The organism is Streptococcus sp. M143, assembly GCF_000162495.1.
Taxonomy (GTDB): Bacteria; Bacillota; Bacilli; order Lactobacillales; family Streptococcaceae; genus Streptococcus; species Streptococcus dentisani.
In genome coordinates this window covers 54,756-76,328 of record NZ_GG730092.1, presented here as the reverse complement: position 1 = coordinate 76,328, position 21,573 = coordinate 54,756, and the positions used below count along the sequence as shown (strand labels likewise).

Here is a 21,573-nt window from a genome sequence, read left to right as displayed (position 1 = left end):
CCATAAAGCACCTCATTCAAATATATTTTTGAATGTATTTTAACATTAAACTTTGTAGATGTCAACTTCAGCTCCATCAAAATATAGATAAGAAGGTAGTGTCCCAAACATTAAAAAGCCCTGCCATCGAAATGATAGCAGGGCTTAACTTCAATATCCAGATGATATATTTATCTAAAAAAGGTAGAGTAAAAGGTAGAGTTTTTATTGATTTGTAGTGCGATATAATGAGTTTCCAAAAATCAAAAATCGCTTAAAATCAATATTTTGACATCTATTGACGTGTACTGAAACCCTTACTTAACCTCTGTAAGGATATAATTACGGTACCAGTATATCATAAATAATAACAAAATCTTGACTTTCCGAAAAATAAGTATTTTCCGGAAAAATATCGAAATTAAATCAAAACTAAAAATATCTCATACATTTGAACTGCACCCCAAAAGTTAGACAGAAAAAATCTAACTTTTGGGGTGCAGTTCATCAAAGGTGCTTTTCATTTTAAAAAACTTGTGGAAAAACTTCATCCCATATATCTACTAAGCTTTTCCCGTCAAATACTTTAGCTTCCATAGCTTCATCAATTGTATCAAACTGCTGACCTTCATAATCATAACCAACTACACATATACTCGATAAAAAGCAAGCACCTCGGCTATTATAATTAAATTCAAGATCTTTGTCTAAATATTTTTTAATTTCATCCTTTTTCATATAGGACCATCCCAACTAAAACAATCTCAACAAACAAGATTTTTTCCTTAGATTCTATTCCCACTACTAGCTTTCTATGATGCTGACGATTTCATCTTCAAAATATTCATAAAGAGTTCCATCAACATCTACCAGCAAGGAGTCAATCTCCTCGTCATTGTCAGAGGCGTCACAATAGTCTTCTACAAATCCTCTAACTACCGCGCCATTTTTTAACGTGATAATTACATCTGTACGGTTAAATTTCCAGAGTGTCATTTAAATATTCCTTTCAATATTGGCTAATTGCTTTGCTTTTTCGTAGTAAGGTGTTAAGAAATCGATAAAACCTTGTTTGTCGCTTGGATCATGTTCCTCTAAAAATATCATCAACTCAAAGTCATTGAGAGCGTCAAACATTTCAGAGTTTTCATTATCCCAAGCCTCGGAAAATTCCGCATCTTCTCCAAAAAGAGCGTTAAACGTAAAGGAAAAATCCCAAAAATTATCAATCTGACCACTGACTGTTTGCTGGAGCATGTCTAATACTTGTTGACTATAACCCATTACCCTTCCCCTCCTAATAAGAACGTTGTAGCATATTGAGCTACGTTCCAAAAATTTAACAGACAAAATCTAATTTTTGGGGTGCAGTTCATTCATCAAAGATGATTTTTATTTTAATAATACTGCACTTCAATTCCATCCATAATTTCTACTAAAGTGTTATCGTCAATTTTTAGAGAAATCAGATCAATGAATGATGATACCTGGTATTCCTTATCTCCAATCACCACTACAATATCATGAACAGAATTAGGAAAAATCCCACATACTTGACCATTATAATCAAAAGAGGCATCCCAACCATTGTCATATAACTCTTGTAAATCATCTAATATTGCCATATAAACTAAATCCTTTTCCATAGTGTTTTCTTTCAAATAAGGCAGGTAAAAGCACCTAGATTGTTCTAAGTCCTATGAGATTGTTTTAATCGAGACAATCTCACTCTCAAAGAGAGAAATTTCAGTAGCTTCATCTGGACTAGGATTAGCAATGAGAATAGTGATTTCATCTTGCTCATCATTGTCCATTTCGTCAACAAAGTCTATGACACGTCCCTTGATTATCTTATCGCAATTAGTGACTATCTGAACCCTTGATCGAAGATACTTCCAAAGCTGTTTACTCATTTATTTTCCTCTCTGCTATTTTTTCGATAGTTCTTATACTTTTTATAGTTAGTCGATAAAATCGCCTAGGTTGAACTAAGCACTAATAATTTTGATTTTCTTGATAATATCTTCAGGATATGAGCGATCACCTATAACTATTTCGTCAGGACCATCTAAATCATAACCGTCAAACCAATCAACCACCCTACCCTTGATGGAGGTCCCATCTTCTAAAATAAGGCGAACATTTTTATCAACATATTCCCATAATTTCATTAAGTTCCTTCTCTCTAACATCGGAACAATATGACCCAATATTAGTTATTTACTAATGGCTTTTAGTTCCTGTTAAAAGCATTATAGCACACCTTACTTGCTAAAGTACAACAAGCACCCCATTAGACTAACCTGCTACTTTGCTTTCTTGTAAAAATGTTGTATACTTAAGTAAATAAAGGAAGTAATCTTGTTCCCCCCTGTCTACTATGTGGTCGGAATGATGGTTACTTCTTTTTTCCCCCTTACTATCTCAATAGCCTTGTATTTAAAAGTTTTTTAGGCTATAATTAAATTAACGAATAGAGGTTTTCCATCTCCCCTTGAAACAGATCTTTCTGCGGTAGGAGGTGGGACGCCTCTATTTGTTTTTTAAGTCAAAATGATGTAAAATTAATTCAAGAAAGAAGTGTGGTTTTCCCGCCTAAAAGCTCTATAGCTGTGGGAGGGTCACGCTTCTTTTTACCTCTCAAAAGAGAACGCAAAAAAAGCCGTCTCATTCTTTGAAGCAGCAATGAAATCAATCTAGCAAATATCTAAGCAAACCCAGAAATCAACCTTTTAAGACAAAGCAAAAAGCCCACTGTTGTAGGCTTTCTGTAAGATATTTCTTAAAATTAAAGCATCTTGTTGTAGAATTCAACGACAAGTGCTTCGTTGATTTCTGGGTTGATTTCGTCGCGTTCTGGCAAGCGAGTCAATGAACCTTCCAATTTTTCAGCGTCGAATGATACGAATGCTGGACGTCCAAGAGTAGCTTCTACTGCTTCAAGGATTGCTGGAACTTTCAATGATTTTTCACGAACTGAGATCACTTGACCTGGAGTTACACGGTATGATGGGATATCAACGCGTTTTCCGTCAACAAGGATGTGACCGTGGTTTACGAATTGACGAGCTTGACGACGAGTAGTCGCAAGGCCAAGACGGTAAACAACGTTATCCAAACGACGTTCCAAAAGAAGCATGAAGTTGAAACCTAGGATTCCGCCTTTGATTTTTGTAGCTTGTACGAACAAGTTACGGAATTGTTTTTCACCTACACCGTAAGTGAAACGAAGTTTTTGTTTTTCAGCCAATTGCAAACCGTATTCTGACAATTTAGAACGGTTGTTTGGTCCGTGTTGTCCTGGTACGTAGTTACGACGTGCCAATTCTTTACCTGTACCTGTAAGTGAAAGGCCAAGGCGACGAGCTTGTTTCCAAGATGGTCCTGTATAACGTGACATGTGTATGTCCTCCTGATATAAATAATATTTCGGTGGAAATAGTCACTTAGAAAGCCCTGATTCGTGCAGATGCCCTTCGCCTAAACAGCCAAGGTTACTTGTCATAAGACACCTGTTGACGAGCTTCATGCTTTCCTGCTGCTATTTCACACAAAGGCTATTGTACCATGAAAAGCTAGATTTGTAAAGGGATTTTACGCCTTTATTTCAAATTGAGGCTGAATGTAAACTTGCTTCCTAAGCCATATTGACTTTCTGCTGTGATTTCGCCACCAAGCTGATGGGCTAGTTCGCGTGCAATCGCAAGTCCTAATCCATGTCCACCTGTCTTCATATTGCGCGAAGTTTCTACACGATAAAGTCGTTTAAAGATCTTTTCCAAATCTTCAGGAAGGATCCCCTGACCCTCGTCTTTCACACTGATTGTCAGCTCTTGTTCTGTTAATTGGGCAAGAACCTCGATTCTGGTTCCTGGTTCTGAATATTTAAAGGCATTGTTTAACAAATTAACCAAAATGCGAGAAAGTTTGTCAGAATTGCTCTTGATTTTCGCCGACTCAGGTGACACTTGAATGTAAACATCCCGCTCCTCTTGTTCAATCTGGAGTTGAAATTCACTCATTGACTCAATCAACAGCTGATCTAAAAAGACCTCTTCGACTTCCTCATCAGCAGTATCTTGAGGTTGTGTATTGAGAGTCAAAACATCCAATTCCTCCACTAGCTTGTTTAGACGCTCAGTTTGCCGACCAATCGTGGTTAAGTAGTGGAGCCGCTCCTCTTCCTTAATCACTCCATCTAGAATTCCCTCCACAGTAACCTGAATGGAGGTAATGGGAGTTTTAATATCGTGAGAGAGCTGCGCAATCATCATTCTCTTTTCTTGCTCGCTCTCATCAAGTGATTGAAAGGTGGCTTGCAAATTGTGGGACATGTCATTAAAAGCCTGCCCCAGCTCTTGAAATTCTAATGGTCCCTTGGTTTCAATTTCTGTGCTGAAATCCTTGCTTGCTATATCCTGAGCTTGTTTTTTCAAATGTTTCAGAGAAGAGAACACTGGCGACAAAAGAAAGATGCTCACTGCAGCGCCAATGAAACTAGCAATCAAGGTCATTCCAACGAGAAAGTAAACTTCACTTTTCTCGATCAACATCCGTTGGACTGCCCAGAAAACGACCAAAATCGTTAGTAGAGTCGACACTAGATACCCCACTAAAATATAGTTTTTTAATTTCATGTTCTACCTCTTGGTCTTTCCATCTTATAACCCAAACCCCAGACAGTTTTGATAGCAGGAGCATTTGAATTCGTATGCTTGGTCAACTCTTGCCTCAAAGCATGGATATGAACATTGAGTGTATTGGTATCATCCACATAGTCCTCTTGCCATACCTTCTCATAAAGTTCCGTCTTTGAAAAGACTCTCTCGGGATTGCTGGCTAATATCCATAGAAGTTCAAAGGATTTTACTGTCAATTCCAAAGGTTGCTCCCCAATGCGAACCTCATGAGTCACATGGTTGATCACTAAGTCACCAAACTCGATCTGTTCTGTCTCTCCTCCACGGCTAAGGCGACGCAAGATATTATTCACTCTTAAAACCAATTCGCGTGGGCTAAAGGGTTTGACTATAAAATCATCTGCCCCCAAACTTAATCCATAAATCTTATCCTGTTCGCTTGTCTTAGCAGTTGTAAAGAGGAAGGGTTGATCCGGAGCGATATACTGAACTTCACTGATAAAATCATACCCGTCCATATTGGGCATCATGATATCTGTGATAATGAGGTCGATAGATTTTTTTCTGAAAAGCTCTAATCCCTCCTTGCCATCATGGGCGACCAAAACGTCGTAACCCGCCTGTATAAGATAGCGGTGTTGAATATCTAGAATATCTATTTCATCATCAACCAGCAAAATTGTCTTTTTCATCTGACACTCCTTCGATAAAAACAGTGTTATACTTGCTTTAGTATAACACTATTTTCTCTAATGTTTAAATGATTTGAATCTTAATCTTCTCGTTTGGTTGTCAAACCCAAAAGTCCAACAAGACCTGCCAAGGCTAGACCAAAGATACCAAGGCCTGCTGTAGCCGTTTTAGCTTCCCCAGTATTTGGTAGCATCGCTTTATCATCTTTTTTCATCATATTAGCCATTGGGCTAGAAGCTGGTTGATCTACTTTCATATCTGACATATGGTTATTTGTACCCATCACACCCTCAGTCGTACCTGTAGAGCCTGTTTCAGAAGGCTTCGTATTCATCTGACCTTGTTGAGATGGTATTGTCGCCATTTCTTTTCCACGAAGTTGAATCGTTACTTGACGAGTAGCAATCAGATTGGTCAAATCAGGTTTGCCATCTTTAGATCCATAGACTTTAACAGTAGCTAGGTATGTATGGGTTCCGTTAGCTCGAAGTTGATCCAGCAAGGCCTGACCATCTTTGCCAACCGTATTGCCATTCAAATCCACTTCGTAGAAATATTGACCTTTAGCCAAGCCTTCAAGTGGCAATAGAGCAGGATTTTTAGCTGTTCCGTTGTCGGACCATGGGGCTTTGTCTGAGGCTTTTAACAAGAGGCGAGTCAACATACCATCTCCACCAAAAGCTTCGTACGGAATAACTTGGTTGACACCAGCCAAGAAAGGTCCAGGAACCTTAGCCTTATCAAGGTAGCTAGCTGGAACATCAATCATGTCTTTGACATTGTTAACAACAGACTCTTTAACCTGATTTGGTGTGGTTAAGCCATTCAAATTAACAGTCAAATCTTTAGTCGCTACCAGATTAGTTAAGTCAGGTTTGCCATCTTTTGCACCGTACACTTTGATGGTTGCCTTATAACTTTGCGTACCATTTTGTTTCAAAAGGTCAAGAAGCTCTTTATCTGATTTTCCTTGGGTGCCTGCTAAATCCACTTCGTAGAAGTAAAGGCCTTTGCCCAATTTCTCTACTGGTGGGAGAGCGGGATTTTTAGCTGAACCATTGTCTGACCATGGAGCCTTGTCGGATGCTTTCAAGATAAGGCGTGTTAACATACCGTCACCGGCAAAGAACTCGTATGGAATGACTTGATTGACACCAGCTGTAAATGGTCCTGGGAAATTGGCTTTGTCAAGGTAACTAGCTGGGACATCTACTGTATCTTTTGTATTGTCAGCCACACCTTTTTGCACTTCAGCTGGGGTGGTCAAACTATTCAAGTTGACATCCAAATTTTTAGTCGCTACCAGATTAGTTAAGTCAGGTTTGCCGTCTTTTGCACCGTACACCTTGATAGTAGCTTTATAGCTTTGCGTGCCGTTTTGTTTTAAAAGATCAAGCAACTCTTTGTCAGATTTGCCTTGGGTACCTGCTAAATCCACTTCATAGAAGTAAAGACCTTTGCCCAATTTCTCTACTGGTGGAAGGGCGGGATTTTTAGCTGAACCGTTGTCTGACCATGGAGCCTTATCAGATGCTTTCAAGATCAGGCGAGTCAACATGCCGTCACCAGCGAAGAATTCGTATGGAATGACTTGATTGACACCAGCTGTAAATGGTCCTGGGAAATTGGCTTTGTCAAGGTAACTAGCTGGGACATCTACTGTGTCTTTGGTGTTGTCGGCCACACCCTTTTGCACTTCAGCTGGGGTGGTCGCTGGTTGCGCTTCACTGACTTCACGGTCTTGTCCAGAAACTGTAGACGCAGGACTTTCCACAGGTTTAACTGCATCTTCTGTTTGTTTCTTAGAGTCAGGTTGTGCTTGCACTTCTTCTTTTGGCACTACTGCAGGCTCTTTAGCAGTTGCGTCCGCTTTTTCTGAAGAGCTTGTGGTATCCACACTTGCTTTAGGTGTTGGAATAGACTGTTCTGAAGGAAGAGCTACATCGACTGCTTTTTTGAGAACCTCTGCTGGTAAGTCGCTCTTTTCACTCACCGAAGCAGCGTCTGGCACGACTTGGGCAGGAGTCGGATTGACGACATCAGCACGCGCAGAACTTGGTTGACCAACTAGGACAAAGAAGCCACTAGCCACAACAACTGAAGCAACGCCTACACTGAGACGGCGAATAGACCAACGAGTATATCTCTGATTTGGATTGAATTTCATAGGATTCTCCTTAGAGTTTTCTTTTTTTGATGACTCTAGTATAATCTCCTAAAATTAAAAAGGATTAAGAAAAAGTTAAAATTTTTCTTAAATCCCTCTTATAAAATACTTATATTGACTCGTTAATTATTAGGAAAGAGAGTAGCCTTTCCTCTCCTACTCACTCAGTTCAGCTAGAGTGTCCAAATGTTGGTTATTAATGACTGCCATGATGTAGGCATCTGCCTGCAAGAGGTCATTGGGTCCGAATTGGACATCCAGAGGAGCATTTTCGTAGGAACGAAAACCAAGTACATTGAGGTTGTATCGCCCACGTAAATCCAACTGACTGAGGCTTTTACCTACCCATGATTGGGGGATTTTCATCTCGACAATCGATACATTCTTGTCCAGCTGAAAGACGTCTACGCTGTTATGAAAGAGGATGGTCTGTGCTAATGAGCGCCCCATTTCAAACTCTGGTGAGATGACTGCGTCTGCACCAATTTTTTCCAACACCTTTTTAGCCGTATGGCTTTTGACCTTGGCAATAACGGTCGGCACTCCTAAACTCTTGCAGTGCATGACCGCAAGAACACTGGACTCCAGATTTTCACCTGTTGCGACGACTACGGTATCACAGGTGTCAATCCCCGCTGATAGAAGGAGTTCTTCATCCGTGATATCTCCAACTACTCCACGCGCCAACACTGATTCAAATTGATTAATGCGTTCCTCGTGGTCATCAATAGCAATGATATTCATGTCATGCTTGGCTAGGGCAGCCAAAACACTGCTCCCAAAAATTCCCAAGCCTAAAATTCCAATTGTCCGATCTGACATCGTTTTTCCTTTCTTATCCGATAGTGATATCTGCCTTCATATAGTGAATCGTATCTTTCTTGTCTGGCTGGTATTCCGCTACACTGACCAGTAGTGTCAAGGGACCAATACGGCCGATAAACATCAACAACATAACGATACTGAGGGCTAACTTACCTAACTCTGGTGTTAAATTTGCCGTCACCCCAACTGTTGCAAGGGCTGAAATGGTCTCAAACATGAGGTAGATAAAGCGCGGATTTCCCTCTGCTGTTATCCCTAGTAGGATCAAGCCCAGCAAGAATGTTAGCAAGAAGATAATAAAGACACTGAAAGACTTTTGTACGGTTCGGGGTTCAATGGTCCTCCGAGCCACATTGGCATGAGGCAAGCCCAATAGTTCGCTACGGGCAAAGACCAACAAGACAAAGAAGGTCGTAATCTTGAGCCCCCCTGCTGTCCCTCCAGGCGCCCCTCCCAGAAACATCTGTAAGATATAGATGAACAAGGTCACCGATCGAGCCTGGGTGTAGTCAATGGAAGCAAAGCCTGCCGTTCTCATGCTAACGGTCTGGAAGAAACTAACCAGCAATTTCTCTGGAGCGCTAAGATTTCCAATCGTTCCAGGATTGTTCCACTCGATGAACAAAGTCGATACGGTTCCAAAGAGCAGAATTCCCGCCGTTAAAAAGAGAACCAACTTGGTATGGAAACGAAGACGACGTTTTTTCTTCTTCCCAATCTGGGTCGCTAGGTCAAACCAAACCATAAATCCTAGGCCACCAGTGATAATCAAACCTGCAATCACTAGATTGATCAAGGGGTCCGTTTGAAAGGCTAGCAAACTCGTACTTCCAAAATTATCAAATCCAGCATTACAGAAAGCTGAAACAGCCAAAAAGATAGAAGTTAAACCCCCTCGCCCCCAACCAAATTCGGGAATAAAGCGGAAACTCAGGAGAAAGGCACCGATCCCTTCCACCAGAAAAGTCGTCAGAAAGATCGAGCGGATGAAATCCTTTAGAGACTGAGTTTCTCCATAACTGAAACTTTCTTGAATAGTCTCACGGCTACGAAGACTGAGCTTTTGTTTCCCTTGGATATAAAAGATTCCAATAAAGGTCATAAGCCCCAAACCACCGATCTGGATCAACAGCATGCAAATCAATTGACCCCAAATATTATAAGTAGAGGCCACTGGCTGGGTGAAGAGCCCTGTCACACAGACCATGGATACAGTTGTAAAGAGATGGTCAAAGTAGGTCGCTTGTGACGTAGCTGCCTGCACAAAGGGGAGGCTTAAAAGGAGCGAGCCCAAGAAGATAACTAGGGCAAAACTTAAAAAGATACGACGGGCTGGCGATAACCGAACCAGAGTCGTCTTGATTTTTTCCAAAAAAGATTTGAATAACATAGCTACATTCTACCATAAAAACAGTCAGAACACTCACATGTGGTGCACAATGGCAAGACAGAGTTCGAGTGCCTTGTCAAAAGCTTCAGAACCCCAGTCACGACTGTCGTAGTTGTCCAGATCTGCCAAGGAATCTGCGGTAAAGAGCAATTCCCCCCAGACAACCCCACGTAGCTGAGCTACTGCCGCAAGAGCAGAACACTCCATCTCCACAACGGCACAGCCTTCTTCCTTACGATAGGCAACCTTTTCAGCCGTCTCTCGGTAAAAACCATCTGTCGTCCAGGTCATGACCTCCTCGTAAGGAATGCCTCTTTGTTCCAAGACTTGCTCAATGGCAGAGATAGCCTCAATCTGCATCTCCATATAACGAGAAGGCGCTACATAGTGGTAGCTGGTTCCCTCATCTCGCAGAGCGCGAACAGGAACGAGAAAGGCATTTTCCTCAATATCGGCTAGGACGCCACAGGTTCCAGTGGAAATGATTTGCTCCACACCATAGCCAATCAACCAATCCATAAACTGGGCCGCTGGGGCAGAGCCCACGGGCGCCTGGGCTAGACAGATCTCCTCGCCCTCGTAGTTGAGGACGTAGACTGGATAAGTCTTGGTGGCCGAAACGAACTCACCAACACAATCCGCCCCTACTTCCTGGGCATAGCGGTCAATCTCCTCCTCCAAAAACGCATAGATGCACTTCTTTGGCAACTTTAAGTCCAATCCCTCATGTGTTGGCATAAGGACTGCTTGGGGATTGTCATCAAACTCTAAAATGGGAATCGCATGCTTCTGAATCATAACCCACCTCCTCTAATTTTGTACTATTGTATCAAAAGCTGACGGAGTGTCAAGGAGTTGGGTTTAGCAAGCCAAAAAACTCCTCTTCCATACACTTAAGAAATCGTTGCACCGCTGGAGAAGTCGGTTTCTGTTTTAGTAAAGTGATTGAGGAGTTATAAATAAATACCAAATTCAACAACAAAAAAGACATGAATCTGAAATAAGCAGAACATGTCTTTTTTAGCTTATTTGAAAGTTAAGTAAATAAACCTTAGTTCTTCTAGAACTCCCTTATTTCCACAAACCACCTAAAATCTGTTTTTCTAATAAGTCTAAGTCTTCCTCTTTTATTTCTCCATTGTCGCTAACGATATAAAGCTGAGCGAAGTAAGCCAACAATGGACCAACACAAATACGAACCATTTGAGGAATCGTTATCTCTGGATTTACACGTGGATCTGCTAGCAATTCCTTATGAAGTACTCGAAGTTTATCTTGAATAGCATTCCAGATAAAAATCTGTTCATTTTTTAGTTTTTTATTTGAAAAACTCTCTTGCAGAATGATTTTCATCAAAGCACGATTTTTTTTGAGATAGCTCATACGATTGTGGACGAGATAACGAACCCTCTCTTCTGTCGTTTCAAAAGCTAAGAGTTCCTCAAAAAAACTACCGAAAATTCCTGGGACTACAGGATGTAAAATAGCCGTCAGTAGATCATCCTTCGTCTTAAAATACTTAAACAAAGTTGCCTGGCTTAGTCCAGCACGCTCAGCTATGTGAAGAGTTGAAGTCCCATGGTAACTCCTGGTTGATATGAGATCCACTGCTGCCTGCATGATTTTTTTCTTTCCTTGAGGGTAATTCGCTTCTTCTAAGTAATCTTCAAACGATTCAAAAACAGTCTTATCCATCTAATCTTCACACCTTTTTAGCATTATTTATGTTGATTTCTAAACTTTACGATAACGACGCAATCCAACAATATTGAGAATTGTTAAAATGATCAAGAAAATCATTAAAACACCAAGATTTGACAAAATATCACCAAGATTGTGTCCGTAAAGAATAATCTGGCTTATTGCATCACCAGAATAGGTTAATGGCAAAAATTTTCCCACAGTTGGAGCCCATTCTCCCATGGATGACAATGGAATAATTCCTGAGAAAAAAAGTTGGGGCATAATCACGAGAGGAATAAATTGCATCATTTGGAATTCTGATTTTGCTAGAGTAGACAAGAGAATTCCAAAAGCTAGTGCTACAAGAGCCAGTACCACATTAACTATTATAACATTTAAAATACTTCCTACAACTTCTACATCTAGTAGCCAAATTGCCGCTAAAACGACAACTGCTGTTTGAAAAATCGCAATAATACCGTAAGACAACATATAGCCATAGACGATTTCAGATCGTTTCACTGGTGTTGCTAACAAACGTTCTAGTGTTCCACTGGTGCGCTCTTTCAAAAGCGCCATACCTGAAATCAAAAAGACAAAGAAGAAAACTACAAAACCTATCAAAACCGGAATCATACTGGTAAAGAAGCTTGTATTTTCATCTCCATACTGGTAAGACTCCTTGATTTCTGGTGTTTTTGCGTCCGAGTCCAATTGTGGAAGAGCTTGTTTAACACGAGATACTAACTGATCGGTGCCTTCACTGGCGATACTCGTTCGTAACACTTGTCGTATCATAGATGTTTTGGAGGCGTCTGTGTTTGCGTAGTCGACCTGGTACTCACCGTTTTTATAAGAAATCACAGCATCGACTTTTTCATTTGCTAGCGCTTCTTTGGCTTGATCTAAGTCTTGATAAGTCTCGACGTCCACATGATCGAGCTCATCCATTTTCGTTACCAAACCAGTTGGTAGATCCTGTGTTGCTAACTTGACATTCACGGTTGTACTAGCTGAAAACATGAGGTTCATCAACCACATGATAAAAACAGGTGCTATAAACATCAGGGCTAGAGTTCGTTTGTCACGAAGTAATTCTTTGATGACTTTTTTTGCAATCGCTATTGTTCTCATTTTACTCACCTTCTGCTTTTAAAAATACTTCTTCAATACTTGAAACTTGATAACTTTCTTTTAAGTGTTGCGGTGTATCAAAAGCAATGATTTTTCCGCCTAATAATAAGCCGACCTTATCCGTCAACTCTGCTTCATCCATAACATGGGTAGTAACTAATATCCCAACCCCATTGTCTCTAAGCGCGAATAATTCTTTCCAGATTTTCTTTCGAAGAGAAGGGTCGATTCCAACTGTCGGTTCGTCCAAAATCAAGAGTTGAGGATTTCCTAAAAGCGCGATAGCCAGTGACAAACGCCGTTTCATTCCTCCAGAATAACCAGATACCGCCTTGTTTAAGTAGTCTGTCAGATCTACTACTTGAGCTATATAAGCAATTTCCGCCTTCAGGTCTTTTTTAGAAAGCCCCTTTAGCTGACCAAAAAATTCCAGATTTTCTTGGCCTGACAAGGTCTCGTATAAAGCATCTGATTGGGCCATATAGCCAATATCTCCTAAAATATAGCGATTGGGCATTGTGTGATTTAGCACTAAAGCTACGCCTCCATCAGCCTTTTCCATTCCTAACGTAGTCTTAATCATAGTTGATTTACCAGCACCAGACGGACCAATTAAGCCTATAATTTCTCCTGGCTGCAATTCAAAGCTGACATGATTCAGAACTATTTGATGGTCAAAAGATTTTACTAAATCTTGTAAATGTAGTAATGTTTTCATTTACTTCCTCCTTGGTGAGTTAATACTCACTTTTTAAATCACCGAAGCTATTATAGTGAGTAATCACTCACTTGTCAAGAGAAAATCTGAATTCTTTAAAAAATAGAGCACCAGACATTAATATCTGATGCTTATAATGGATAGCTATTGCTTTTAGAGCTGTTTCTAAATCTCTTCACGATACTCCGAAATGGTCTTTCCTGTCCACTTTTTAAAGGCCTATTCTTCCTCTACTTTTCTCAGCCAATCCTACTACTGTCATCACAATAGCAACCTTGATAACCTTAGCTATGGAAATTCACTTTATCCGTTTTTATATGAAACAGACCAAGAAGTTCTCAACTCCGGATTGGTATTTATTCTAGAAAATCCTTCCTACATAAAACTCTCCCTTCTCTTTCGAGAAAGGAGATTCTTTTTTATCCTTGTCCGCCAGGGGCTGGACCTCCGCCTTGAGGGCCTCCATTTGGTCCACCGCCTCCAGGCATAGAGTTGACAATTTCCGTTTGTTTTTCACCGTTGAGATAGATATCTCCACCTGTGTAGGTCGCAGTTCCATCAAAATCAAAACCTGTTTGACCAGTCATTTTAATGGTTCCGCCTGTGACTGTGATATTGCCGTTCGAGTCGATTGGATCTGTGTCTCCTTGGCCGACTTCTACTGTCAGGTTCCCACCGTTCATGGTAAAGAAGATTTCACTCTGTTGGGCGTTTTTATTAGCTGCATTAACTCCGTCATCTGTCGAATAAATGGTAATGTCCCCACCGTTGATAGTGATTGACTTACCTTCAAGTCCCTCTGTCGAATTCTTGACGGTGTAGGTACCACTATCGATAACCAAATCACCTGATGCGTGGATGCCATCATCTCCTGCTGTGACGGTGATGGTGTTGTTGGATAGGTACATAGTCCCGACTGAAGTATCCTCGTCATTGTCCACCTTGACCCCATCTTCTTTGGCGTCGATAGTCATGGTCGTACCAGTGATGTTGAGTTCATCATTAACATTAAAGGCATCGCCAACTGCTGTGATGTTATAGGTTCCACCCGTGATGTGGAGAGTGTCATTAGCCTTGATACCGTTGTTCTTCTTGCCATCTAAATCGAGAGTTCCTTTCCCGTTGATGGTCAAATCCACCTTAGAAAAGAGAGCTGCGTCTGCTTTTTCATCGCTGTTAGAGCTTGAGTCAGAGAGACTGTTGGTGGTTCCCTCTGCTAGAGTCAAGTAGACATGCCCAGCTGATGTCGCAGATATCGCTGCATTGGTATTGGTCATGGTCGCACCTTTTAGGACTAGATGAACATCTGCAGACTTATCTGCCTCTACCTTGATCTGCACTCCGTCAGACTGACCTGAAATCACATAGGTTCCAGATTTTGTGATGGTCACTGTTGATTCAGAGACTGTCACCCCATCTCCAGAGACGTTTGCTGATGAGCCAGATAACTCAATCTTAGAAGCTGTGCTTTCATCATAAGAGGTATCATTGTCCTTCTCTGTAAAATAGGATGATTGGTTTGTCTTTGTTGCAGTTGTTGTGGCACTATTTGTCGTTGCATTGGTATTGGATGAAGTTGTTGACTGGGAACATGCTGCCATCAGCACCATTGCCGTTAAACTTGTTGCGAGTAGGGTCCATTTTTTTGATTTCATACCTTTTTCCTCTCCTTCGTATAATATAGCTAGACAGTCTACCGAAGATTCCTGAAACAAAACTAAAACTTTTCTGAAAATTTCCTTAATTTCAGTTTTGCTTAGTATTCTTCTAAAAGGGCTACTAGAAACAATTTGAGAGTACTAAAATGCATTTAATATTTTTTAAAACCAACATCCCCAAGTGCGATGTCACTCTAACCCAAAAAGCCAAAAAAGAAAAATTTATAAGACTAAGATAAAGATTACAAAAAGAACAGCCCCAGCTGTTCTTTTTAATTTTCTTTCACAGGGATTTCCTTGATAACTCGCGCAGGATTACCGCCTAGAAGGACATTGTCTCCAAAGGACTTGGTAATCACGGCCCCTGCTCCAGCGACGACATTATTACCCAGTGTCACCCCAGGAAGGACAATGACACCACCTCCAGCCCAGAAATTATCTCCGATGGTGATGGGCTTGCCGTATTCGACCCCTGAATTGCGTTCATGCGGATCCAGTGGGTGGAGTGGGGTTAAAAATTGACAGTTGGGGCCAAGCATGGCGTTGTTCCCGATGCGAATCGGACAAACATCCAGCATGGTCAAGTTCCAATTAGAATAAAAATTTTCCCCTAGATGGATGTTGACCCCATAATCAACCACCAAGCGTGGATTGACATAGAGATTTTGCCCAGTTGAATCAAACCAAGTCTTGATAATCTCCGCACCTTTTAAGGGATCTAGCTCCTGATTGAAATCAGCCTGCTTCTGACGTGCTGTCTGAGCCAAGGCCCGTAATTCTGGATCCGACGGACGGTAAGGCTCCCCTGCTATCATTTTCTGGTATTCGCTAGCCATCTTATCACCTCACACTTACTTTGGACCCATCATATCAAAAAGCCTTTGAAAGGTCAAGAATAGCCTGCTTTCTATACTCTCAAAACCAAGCCCTCTCCCAAGTCAAAACAACTTGCTTGACAAAAGCTTGACTTCATGATTTAATATACCCCATAAGGGTATATTTGGAGGTGCCTATGTTTCACTTATTATTTACAAAAATTGACAGTATTTCTACCAGCGAGTTAGAAGCTAAACTCAAGGAACCGATTCAGCTACTGGATGTTCGGACGCCTATGGAATTCCGTAGAGGTCATATCAAAAATGCCAAAAATGTTCCTTTAACGGAAATCGGATCTTACACACCTGCGACAAAAGAAACACTTTATGTCATTTGTCACTCTGGTGTACGAAGCAAACTAGCTGCGAAAAAGCTTAAGAAAAAAGGCTACGATGTCATCAATGTCCGAGGCGGTATGAGTGCTTGGACAGGTAAGGTCATCTAGAAGCATAAAGGAGAAAGTCAATGAAAATTATCATTGTCGGGGGAGTTGCAGGCGGTATGTCAGCAGCAACCCGTCTCAGACGTCTCATGGAAGACGCTGAAATCACTATTTTTGAAAAAGGTCCCTTTGTTTCCTTTGCAAACTGCGGACTTCCTTACTATGTTTCAGGAGAGATTGCAAACCGTGAGAGTTTATTGGTCCAAACTCCTGAAAGTCTCAAGGCACGCTTTAATCTCGATGTGCGACCATTTCACGAGGTCATCCAGATTTCGCCAGAAGAACACACTGTAACTGTGCGGCATGATGGACAAGAGTTTACAGAAAGCTATGACAAGCTGATCCTCTCTCCGGGAGCTAAACCGTTCGTGCCTGCCATTGAAGGTTTGGCAGAAGCTAAGAACGCCTACACGCTTCGCAATGTTCCTAACCTCGATGAGATTATGGCAGCCTTGGACAATCATCCAAAAGAAGCTGTCGTTATCGGTGCAGGCTTTATCGGGCTTGAAATGGCTGAAAATCTGGCAAAACGTGGATTGCAAGTCACCATCGTGGAGAAAGCACCCCATGTCTTGCCACCATTAGATCAGGAAATGGCGGCCTTTGTCCAAGCAGAATTGGTCAAAAACGGCGTTCGCGTTATCACTTCTCAGTCTGCGACTCGATTTGAAGAGCAAGGAAAAACCATCGTTCTCGAAAATGGTCAAAAGATTGCTTCTGACCTCACCATCCTTTCTGTCGGTGTTGAACCTGAAAACGAACTGGCTCAGGCAGCTGGGATTGAACTGGGACTACGTGGCGGTATCTTGGTCGACGAAAACTACGAAACCAGTCAAAAAGATATTTTTGCAGTTGGAGATGCCATCGTCGTCAAGCAAGAGATTACTGGCCAAGATGCCCTCATCTCTCTAGCTTCTCCTGCCAATCGTCAAGGACGACAAGTAGCGGACGTCATCGCAGGACTCGGTCGTACCAACAAGGGCAGTATCGGTACTGCCATCGTTCGTGCCTTTGATATGACAGCTGCTTCGACTGGTCTCAGCGAACGTATCCTTGTCATGAATCAACTTCCTTACAAGGCCCTTCATGTCAGTGGGAAAGACCACGCTGGTTATTATCCAGGCGCTACTGATATGACCTTGAAGCTCCTCTTTGACCCGACCACTGGAAAAATCTACGGTGCCCAAGGAGTTGGGAAGAAAGGCGTTGACAAGCGAATCGATATCCTGGCAACTGCTATCAAGGGAAATCTCACCGTCTTTGACTTACCAGAATTGGAGTTCACCTATGCGCCACCATTTGGCTCTGCCAAGGATCCCGTCAATATGCTGGGCTACGCAGCCTTGAACCTTATCGAAGGTCTCAGCGATAATGTTCAATGGTACCAGCTCGAAGACGAACTAGCTTCTGGAAAGAAATTCCTAGATGTGCGGACAAGTGGCGAATTTCAGAGTGGTCGACTCAAAGTCGACACTATCCACATTCCCCTAAACGAACTTCGTGAACGCTTGGATGAACTGGACAAGAACCAAGCCTACATCGTTAGCTGCCACAGTGGTTTGCGTAGCTATATCGCAGAGCGTATCCTCAAACAAGCAGGATTTACCGTTCAAAACCTTGACGGCGCTTATTCACTATACAAAATGGCTAACCCAGAAGGAGTAGAATATGGTAACTAATATCAGCATGGCTGACTTTTATGAAAAATATCAAAATGAAAAACTAGATCTTATCGATGTACGTGAAGTACATGAGTTTCAAGCAGGACATGCGCCAGGTGCAAAAAATCTTCCGTTAAGCACCTTGGAGCAAGGCTACAAAGAACTCAAACCTGACCAGGAATACCATGTCATTTGTCAAGGTGGAGTGCGTTCTGCCTCTGCCTGTCAATTTCTCAGCGCCCAAGGCCTTACCGTTACCAATGTAGAAGGTGGTATGAACCACTGGCCAGGTGAGGTAGAATAATCAAAAAAACCGATTAAGATGAACTTAGTCGGTTTCTTTAATATTTATAACTCGATGATATGAACCTCATAGCCAATAGCTTCTAGGAATTTGAGTATATCTGTCGTGTCCAAAAAGAGGGTTTTCTCGTTGGTATTGGGGTGAAAACTCATCCGTTTTTCAGACATGATTTCTTTGTCGAAATAAACTTGAATGTCCTTATCAGTATTGTTCAGCAAGCCAAATGGAGATACAACGCCTGCGGGCAAGCTCATTTTTTCAAACAAGCTCTCAGAGGAAGCCATACGGATTCTATTGGCTCCTACCAAGTCTTTCAAGAGGTCCATATCCAAACGTTTCTTATCATCCATAATCACGAGATAATAGGCTGTTTTCTTTTTGTTGGTGAGAAACATAGTCTTGGTACGGACGCCTTCGATCCCTTCGATAAAGCTGTCGGCCTGCTCCGTTGTAAAGGCTGGCTCGTGCTCCACGATTTCAAAGGGAATATCTAGCCCATTTAGCATTTCTACTACTTTTTCGTATGCTTCCATTTGCTGGCCTCCTTTAACTTGTCTTGCTACCTTTAATTATACCATTGGAATGCATTTTCTTCCAATTTCCATCTAAGCCTCTCTAGGTTTCTTTAATTTTCATACAAGTTATCTTAGACAGAACTCCAACTGTTAGGAAGGTCATGATTTCCAGCCAGCAAGCCCATCTTTTCTTTCCACCGCGTAGCCACAAGGCATATCCGCGACTTGTCCGATAGATGCATCTAGTTTAAATGCTTCAGCTAGGGAAATGAGGCGTGCGTCCTCTCTACTGTGGTCTTCTGAACATAGAAATTGCCACATACCGTCTTCTTCATCGTGGGAGATAAAGGTAATCGGATTTTTCCCAGTCAAGACATGGTGACAAACGATACAGGCTGTGTTGGGTGCATCCTTAAACACAAAAGTCATCTTGAATTACCTCCTTAAAATACACTAGCAATTACATATTTTTTGCATGGCCGAAACGCTGATTGATTGTGTGACTCAAGGTGACTAATTTTTCCAGAATATCCCTCTTGCAGATAAATAGCACATAACTATCGCTATTAATATCCATACAAGCAAGACAGAAATCGTGTCCAACCCATCTTTCATCCAAAATCTTACACCAAGTAGGGATGTCATCATCCTCGTCGAACCAATTCTCCTCCAAATCAAGAGTTTGTTTAGCTGCCAGAGGCTCTAGTTGGTACAAGAATTCTTCCTTATCTGTCTTCCAGTCTAACTCAATGACTGCATCCACAGCGAGCAGTTCATCAGCAATAGCAAGCCATTTTATCGTAGCTTCATTGACTTCTTCGCCTATGCCCCGCTCGTCATATCTCTCTGCATACTGCTTGAAATAGGCTTTCGGTGATTCAAAACAGGAGGTCAAACGAGATCGTACCTCACTATCATCTGTTAGCAGTTGGGTTATTTCCTGATAGATTGCGATATTTTTCTGCTCATCTGTCCGCATATCTAGTACAATTTCCCAGTCTTCTAGCTCTGATGTGACTCTGTTCTCCAAATATGTCCGAAGCATGTCTTGAGTTTCTTTCTCGCTCAGACCATTTTTTTCGTAGATTACATTCTCGTCGATCCGTTCAGCATCGGCAACACTGATTTCAAAATGAAGACCGTCCGAATCTTCATCCTGACAAACCTGTACAAAATCCGATACAAGCTGACTCCCCTTTAGTTTAACTGGTTGCTGAGGTATTAAAGTGAGAAAATCCCTATCACCATCTTGGACAGCTGCCAGTTGCTGCCATACTTCCTCAAGTTCAAAGCCATTTTGTTCCTTCTCACCATCATCTAGCACCCAATCCGCAAAGATTCTTCCTGAAATGCTCGCAAAATCTGCTCCCTCATCTCCATCTAGATAAGGCTGATCACTTGTAACAGGGGGCATCACTTTGACTACCTTTTCAGCTTCTTTTTGAATCCAACCTTGTCTAAAGAAATGGGCAACAACACTAGGAAAGATCAAGACAGGCAGACAAATAAGAGTCCCTGCAAGTGCGAGACCCTTATATCGATTTTTTGTGGGGCTCCCTTCTGATAGCTGATTTAGAAAGTCCGCTACTTGATTGAACAGTTCGCCCCCAGTGAACCAGAATAGGAACAAACATTCCACACCAAGTAGGCCAAGCCAGATAAACGCCATTCGCTTCGCTGCCTGACTACAGATCTCCATTTTAGTTTGTATAGGAATAGCTTCTGCCTCAGGAACACTCTGAAACCATTTTTCTGCTCGTTCTTCTTTTGTCATCTTTCCCACCTGTGATCTACTTTCTTATCTTGTTCTATCACATAGAGAACTACTATTTTCGTTTGATTAGGTACTGAACAGCCTTTTCTAAGCGCTCTTTTTGAGCCTCAGGGTCGTCTAGGGGTTGGTTGATGCAGGCTGTGAGATTCTCGGTAATGATCATCTCAATCACGCGCTCCACACTCGAACGAACCGCTGTCAACTGGGTAATGATATCTGCACAATCACGATCTTCATCGATCATCTTTTGAATTCCACGCAACTGCCCCTCTGAACGTTTCAGGCGTGTAATATACTTTGAGTTTGTCATCTTCTTATCCTTGGTCGATTTTTCTTCATTATATCTCGAATGGACTCCTTTGTCAAAATTCTCGTTCCCTCTTTATCAATAGAATCTCACCCTGCTATCGCTTTCATGGTATAATAGAATGACAAATACTATTAGAATCTATGCTCGTAGCAATACGAGTCATTCTTAGAATGGACCAGCCTATGAACTCTATCTATGGCCCTTGCGAAGTCTACTTACCCACTATCTTGCAGACCTTTATTGAAGATATGGAAGAGGTCGCAGCTAATTACAAAAAAGAAACCTCCCTCAAACTATATGAGCATTTGCATGCACGCATCAAAACAGAAAAAAGTATGCGTGAGAAATGCCAACGCAAAGGCCTTCCTCAGACAAGTCAATCCGCTCTTAAAGAAATCCGTGATGCTATCGGTGTTCGGATCATCACAGGCTTTACAGATGATATCTACCGCATCGTAGAGTATATTCGTCAGATGCCAAGCATCCATATTTTCAAAGAGAAAGACTATATCCGTCAGGTCAAACCTAATGGCTATCGTTCTTACCATCTGATTCTAGAGGTGGCTACCCCCTACCCAGACTGTCTGGGGAATGACCAGGGTACCTACTTTATCGAAATCCAGCTACGCACGATTGCCATGGATTCCTGGGCCAGCCTTGAACACCAGATGAAGTACAAGAAAAACATCCAAAATCCTGAACGAATCACACGCGAGCTCAAACGCTGTGCCGATGAGCTTGCTTCATGCGACTTGACCATGCAGACCATCCGTGATTTGATTCAGCGATCTGACCAAGACTAAG

General features: G+C 41.8%; 27 protein-coding genes. 5 read left to right on the top strand and 22 right to left on the bottom strand.

The features are described 5' to 3' along the window. Positions 1–32: 32 nt before the first annotated feature. A complete protein-coding gene (locus HMPREF0850_RS13250) occupies positions 33–218 on the top strand; it encodes a hypothetical protein (RefSeq protein ID WP_009013804.1) in 186 nt (61 codons plus the stop codon). A 286-nt stretch (positions 219–504) separates the two neighbouring features. Here the strand turns inward: HMPREF0850_RS13250 and HMPREF0850_RS03895 are convergent, their stop codons facing one another. The 18 genes from HMPREF0850_RS03895 to HMPREF0850_RS03810 form a co-directional block, all read right to left on the bottom strand. Continuing rightward, positions 505–717 (bottom strand): hypothetical protein, encoded by a 213-nt coding sequence (locus tag HMPREF0850_RS03895; RefSeq protein WP_000710706.1) that lies wholly within the window; start codon positions 715–717, stop codon positions 505–507. A 66-nt stretch (positions 718–783) separates the two neighbouring features. Further along, a complete protein-coding gene (locus HMPREF0850_RS03890) occupies positions 784–975 on the bottom strand; it encodes a hypothetical protein (RefSeq protein WP_000177340.1) in 192 nt (63 codons plus the stop codon). After that, positions 976–1,263, bottom strand: coding sequence for a hypothetical protein (locus HMPREF0850_RS03885; RefSeq protein ID WP_000542381.1), 288 nt, complete (start codon positions 1,261–1,263; stop codon positions 976–978). Between the two features lie 113 nt (positions 1,264–1,376). Continuing rightward, positions 1,377–1,604, bottom strand: a complete 228-nt coding sequence (locus HMPREF0850_RS03880) for a hypothetical protein (protein WP_009013763.1) — start codon at positions 1,602–1,604, stop codon at positions 1,377–1,379. A gap of 72 nt (positions 1,605–1,676) precedes the next feature. After that, complete coding sequence (locus HMPREF0850_RS03875) at positions 1,677–1,892, bottom strand: hypothetical protein (protein WP_000043341.1); 216 nt, start codon at positions 1,890–1,892, stop codon at positions 1,677–1,679. Positions 1,893–1,967: 75 nt separating this feature from the next. Continuing rightward, a complete protein-coding gene (locus HMPREF0850_RS03870; protein ID WP_000780387.1) occupies positions 1,968–2,150 on the bottom strand; it encodes a hypothetical protein in 183 nt (60 codons plus the stop codon). A 617-nt stretch (positions 2,151–2,767) separates the two neighbouring features. Continuing rightward, entirely contained in the window at positions 2,768–3,379 is a 612-nt protein-coding gene (gene rpsD / locus HMPREF0850_RS03865; protein ID WP_000092756.1) for a 30S ribosomal protein S4, read from the bottom strand. A gap of 202 nt (positions 3,380–3,581) precedes the next feature. Then, entirely contained in the window at positions 3,582–4,616 is a 1,035-nt protein-coding gene (locus HMPREF0850_RS03860; RefSeq protein WP_000769395.1) for a sensor histidine kinase, read from the bottom strand. After that, positions 4,613–5,311 carry a response regulator transcription factor gene (locus HMPREF0850_RS03855; protein WP_000751218.1) on the bottom strand — a complete coding sequence of 233 codons (699 nt, stop codon included), beginning with the start codon at positions 5,309–5,311 and terminating at the stop codon, positions 4,613–4,615. Before HMPREF0850_RS03855 ends, HMPREF0850_RS03860 begins: the two co-directional genes overlap by 4 nt. 80 nt (positions 5,312–5,391) lie before the next feature. Continuing rightward, positions 5,392–7,479 (bottom strand): SSURE domain-containing protein, encoded by a 2,088-nt coding sequence (locus HMPREF0850_RS03850; protein ID WP_000671340.1) that lies wholly within the window; start codon positions 7,477–7,479, stop codon positions 5,392–5,394. A gap of 156 nt (positions 7,480–7,635) precedes the next feature. Next, positions 7,636–8,301, bottom strand: coding sequence for a potassium channel family protein (locus tag HMPREF0850_RS03845; RefSeq protein WP_001283887.1), 666 nt, complete (start codon positions 8,299–8,301; stop codon positions 7,636–7,638). A gap of 13 nt (positions 8,302–8,314) precedes the next feature. Continuing rightward, entirely contained in the window at positions 8,315–9,694 is a 1,380-nt protein-coding gene (locus tag HMPREF0850_RS03840; protein WP_000897938.1) for a TrkH family potassium uptake protein, read from the bottom strand. Positions 9,695–9,727: 33 nt separating this feature from the next. Further along, positions 9,728–10,492 (bottom strand): nucleoside phosphorylase, encoded by a 765-nt coding sequence (locus HMPREF0850_RS03835; protein WP_000615021.1) that lies wholly within the window; start codon positions 10,490–10,492, stop codon positions 9,728–9,730. Between the two features lie 273 nt (positions 10,493–10,765). After that, a complete protein-coding gene (locus HMPREF0850_RS03830) occupies positions 10,766–11,389 on the bottom strand; it encodes a TetR/AcrR family transcriptional regulator (RefSeq protein ID WP_000361927.1) in 624 nt (207 codons plus the stop codon). Positions 11,390–11,428: 39 nt separating this feature from the next. Next, the gene (locus HMPREF0850_RS03825; RefSeq protein ID WP_001259047.1) at positions 11,429–12,511 is read right to left on the bottom strand and encodes an ABC transporter permease; all 1,083 of its coding nucleotides are present in this window, start codon (positions 12,509–12,511) and stop codon (positions 11,429–11,431) included. Position 12,512: 1 nt separating this feature from the next. Continuing rightward, the gene (locus tag HMPREF0850_RS03820; protein WP_000854376.1) at positions 12,513–13,229 is read right to left on the bottom strand and encodes an ABC transporter ATP-binding protein; all 717 of its coding nucleotides are present in this window, start codon (positions 13,227–13,229) and stop codon (positions 12,513–12,515) included. Positions 13,230–13,648: 419 nt separating this feature from the next. Next, complete coding sequence (locus HMPREF0850_RS03815; RefSeq protein WP_000837425.1) at positions 13,649–14,884, bottom strand: carbohydrate-binding domain-containing protein; 1,236 nt, start codon at positions 14,882–14,884, stop codon at positions 13,649–13,651. 275 nt (positions 14,885–15,159) lie between these two features. Beyond that, the gene (locus HMPREF0850_RS03810) at positions 15,160–15,723 is read right to left on the bottom strand and encodes a sugar O-acetyltransferase (protein ID WP_000135704.1); all 564 of its coding nucleotides are present in this window, start codon (positions 15,721–15,723) and stop codon (positions 15,160–15,162) included. A 176-nt stretch (positions 15,724–15,899) separates the two neighbouring features. On the opposite strand from HMPREF0850_RS03810, the gene HMPREF0850_RS03805 reads away from it, so the two are divergent. Genes HMPREF0850_RS03805 through HMPREF0850_RS03795 form a run of 3 tightly spaced genes read left to right on the top strand, consistent with a single transcriptional unit; the run spans position 15,900 to position 18,170 of the window. After that, on the top strand, positions 15,900–16,208 hold the full coding sequence (locus HMPREF0850_RS03805) for a rhodanese-like domain-containing protein (protein WP_000468869.1): 309 nt from the start codon (positions 15,900–15,902) through the stop codon (positions 16,206–16,208). A 20-nt stretch (positions 16,209–16,228) separates the two neighbouring features. Beyond that, positions 16,229–17,884 (top strand): FAD-dependent oxidoreductase, encoded by a 1,656-nt coding sequence (locus HMPREF0850_RS03800; protein WP_000691454.1) that lies wholly within the window; start codon positions 16,229–16,231, stop codon positions 17,882–17,884. Next, entirely contained in the window at positions 17,874–18,170 is a 297-nt protein-coding gene (locus HMPREF0850_RS03795; protein ID WP_000258399.1) for a rhodanese-like domain-containing protein, read from the top strand. Before HMPREF0850_RS03800 ends, HMPREF0850_RS03795 begins: the two co-directional genes overlap by 11 nt. A 44-nt stretch (positions 18,171–18,214) precedes the next feature. On the opposite strand, the gene HMPREF0850_RS03790 is transcribed toward HMPREF0850_RS03795, so the two are convergent. The 4 genes from HMPREF0850_RS03790 to HMPREF0850_RS03775 form a co-directional block, all read right to left on the bottom strand. Next, entirely contained in the window at positions 18,215–18,703 is a 489-nt protein-coding gene (locus tag HMPREF0850_RS03790) for a prolyl-tRNA synthetase associated domain-containing protein (RefSeq protein ID WP_000388666.1), read from the bottom strand. 141 nt (positions 18,704–18,844) lie between these two features. Next, a complete protein-coding gene (locus HMPREF0850_RS03785; protein ID WP_000144781.1) occupies positions 18,845–19,114 on the bottom strand; it encodes a hypothetical protein in 270 nt (89 codons plus the stop codon). 31 nt (positions 19,115–19,145) lie between these two features. Continuing rightward, positions 19,146–20,459 carry a DUF6630 family protein gene (locus tag HMPREF0850_RS03780; RefSeq protein WP_000159361.1) on the bottom strand — a complete coding sequence of 438 codons (1,314 nt, stop codon included), beginning with the start codon at positions 20,457–20,459 and terminating at the stop codon, positions 19,146–19,148. A gap of 52 nt (positions 20,460–20,511) precedes the next feature. After that, the gene (locus HMPREF0850_RS03775) at positions 20,512–20,769 is read right to left on the bottom strand and encodes a metal-sensitive transcriptional regulator (RefSeq protein WP_000185156.1); all 258 of its coding nucleotides are present in this window, start codon (positions 20,767–20,769) and stop codon (positions 20,512–20,514) included. A 182-nt stretch (positions 20,770–20,951) separates the two neighbouring features. Between HMPREF0850_RS03775 and HMPREF0850_RS03770 the strand changes: the two genes are divergently transcribed. After that, positions 20,952–21,572 (top strand): GTP pyrophosphokinase, encoded by a 621-nt coding sequence (locus HMPREF0850_RS03770; RefSeq protein ID WP_025168361.1) that lies wholly within the window; start codon positions 20,952–20,954, stop codon positions 21,570–21,572. Position 21,573 lies beyond the last annotated feature (1 nt).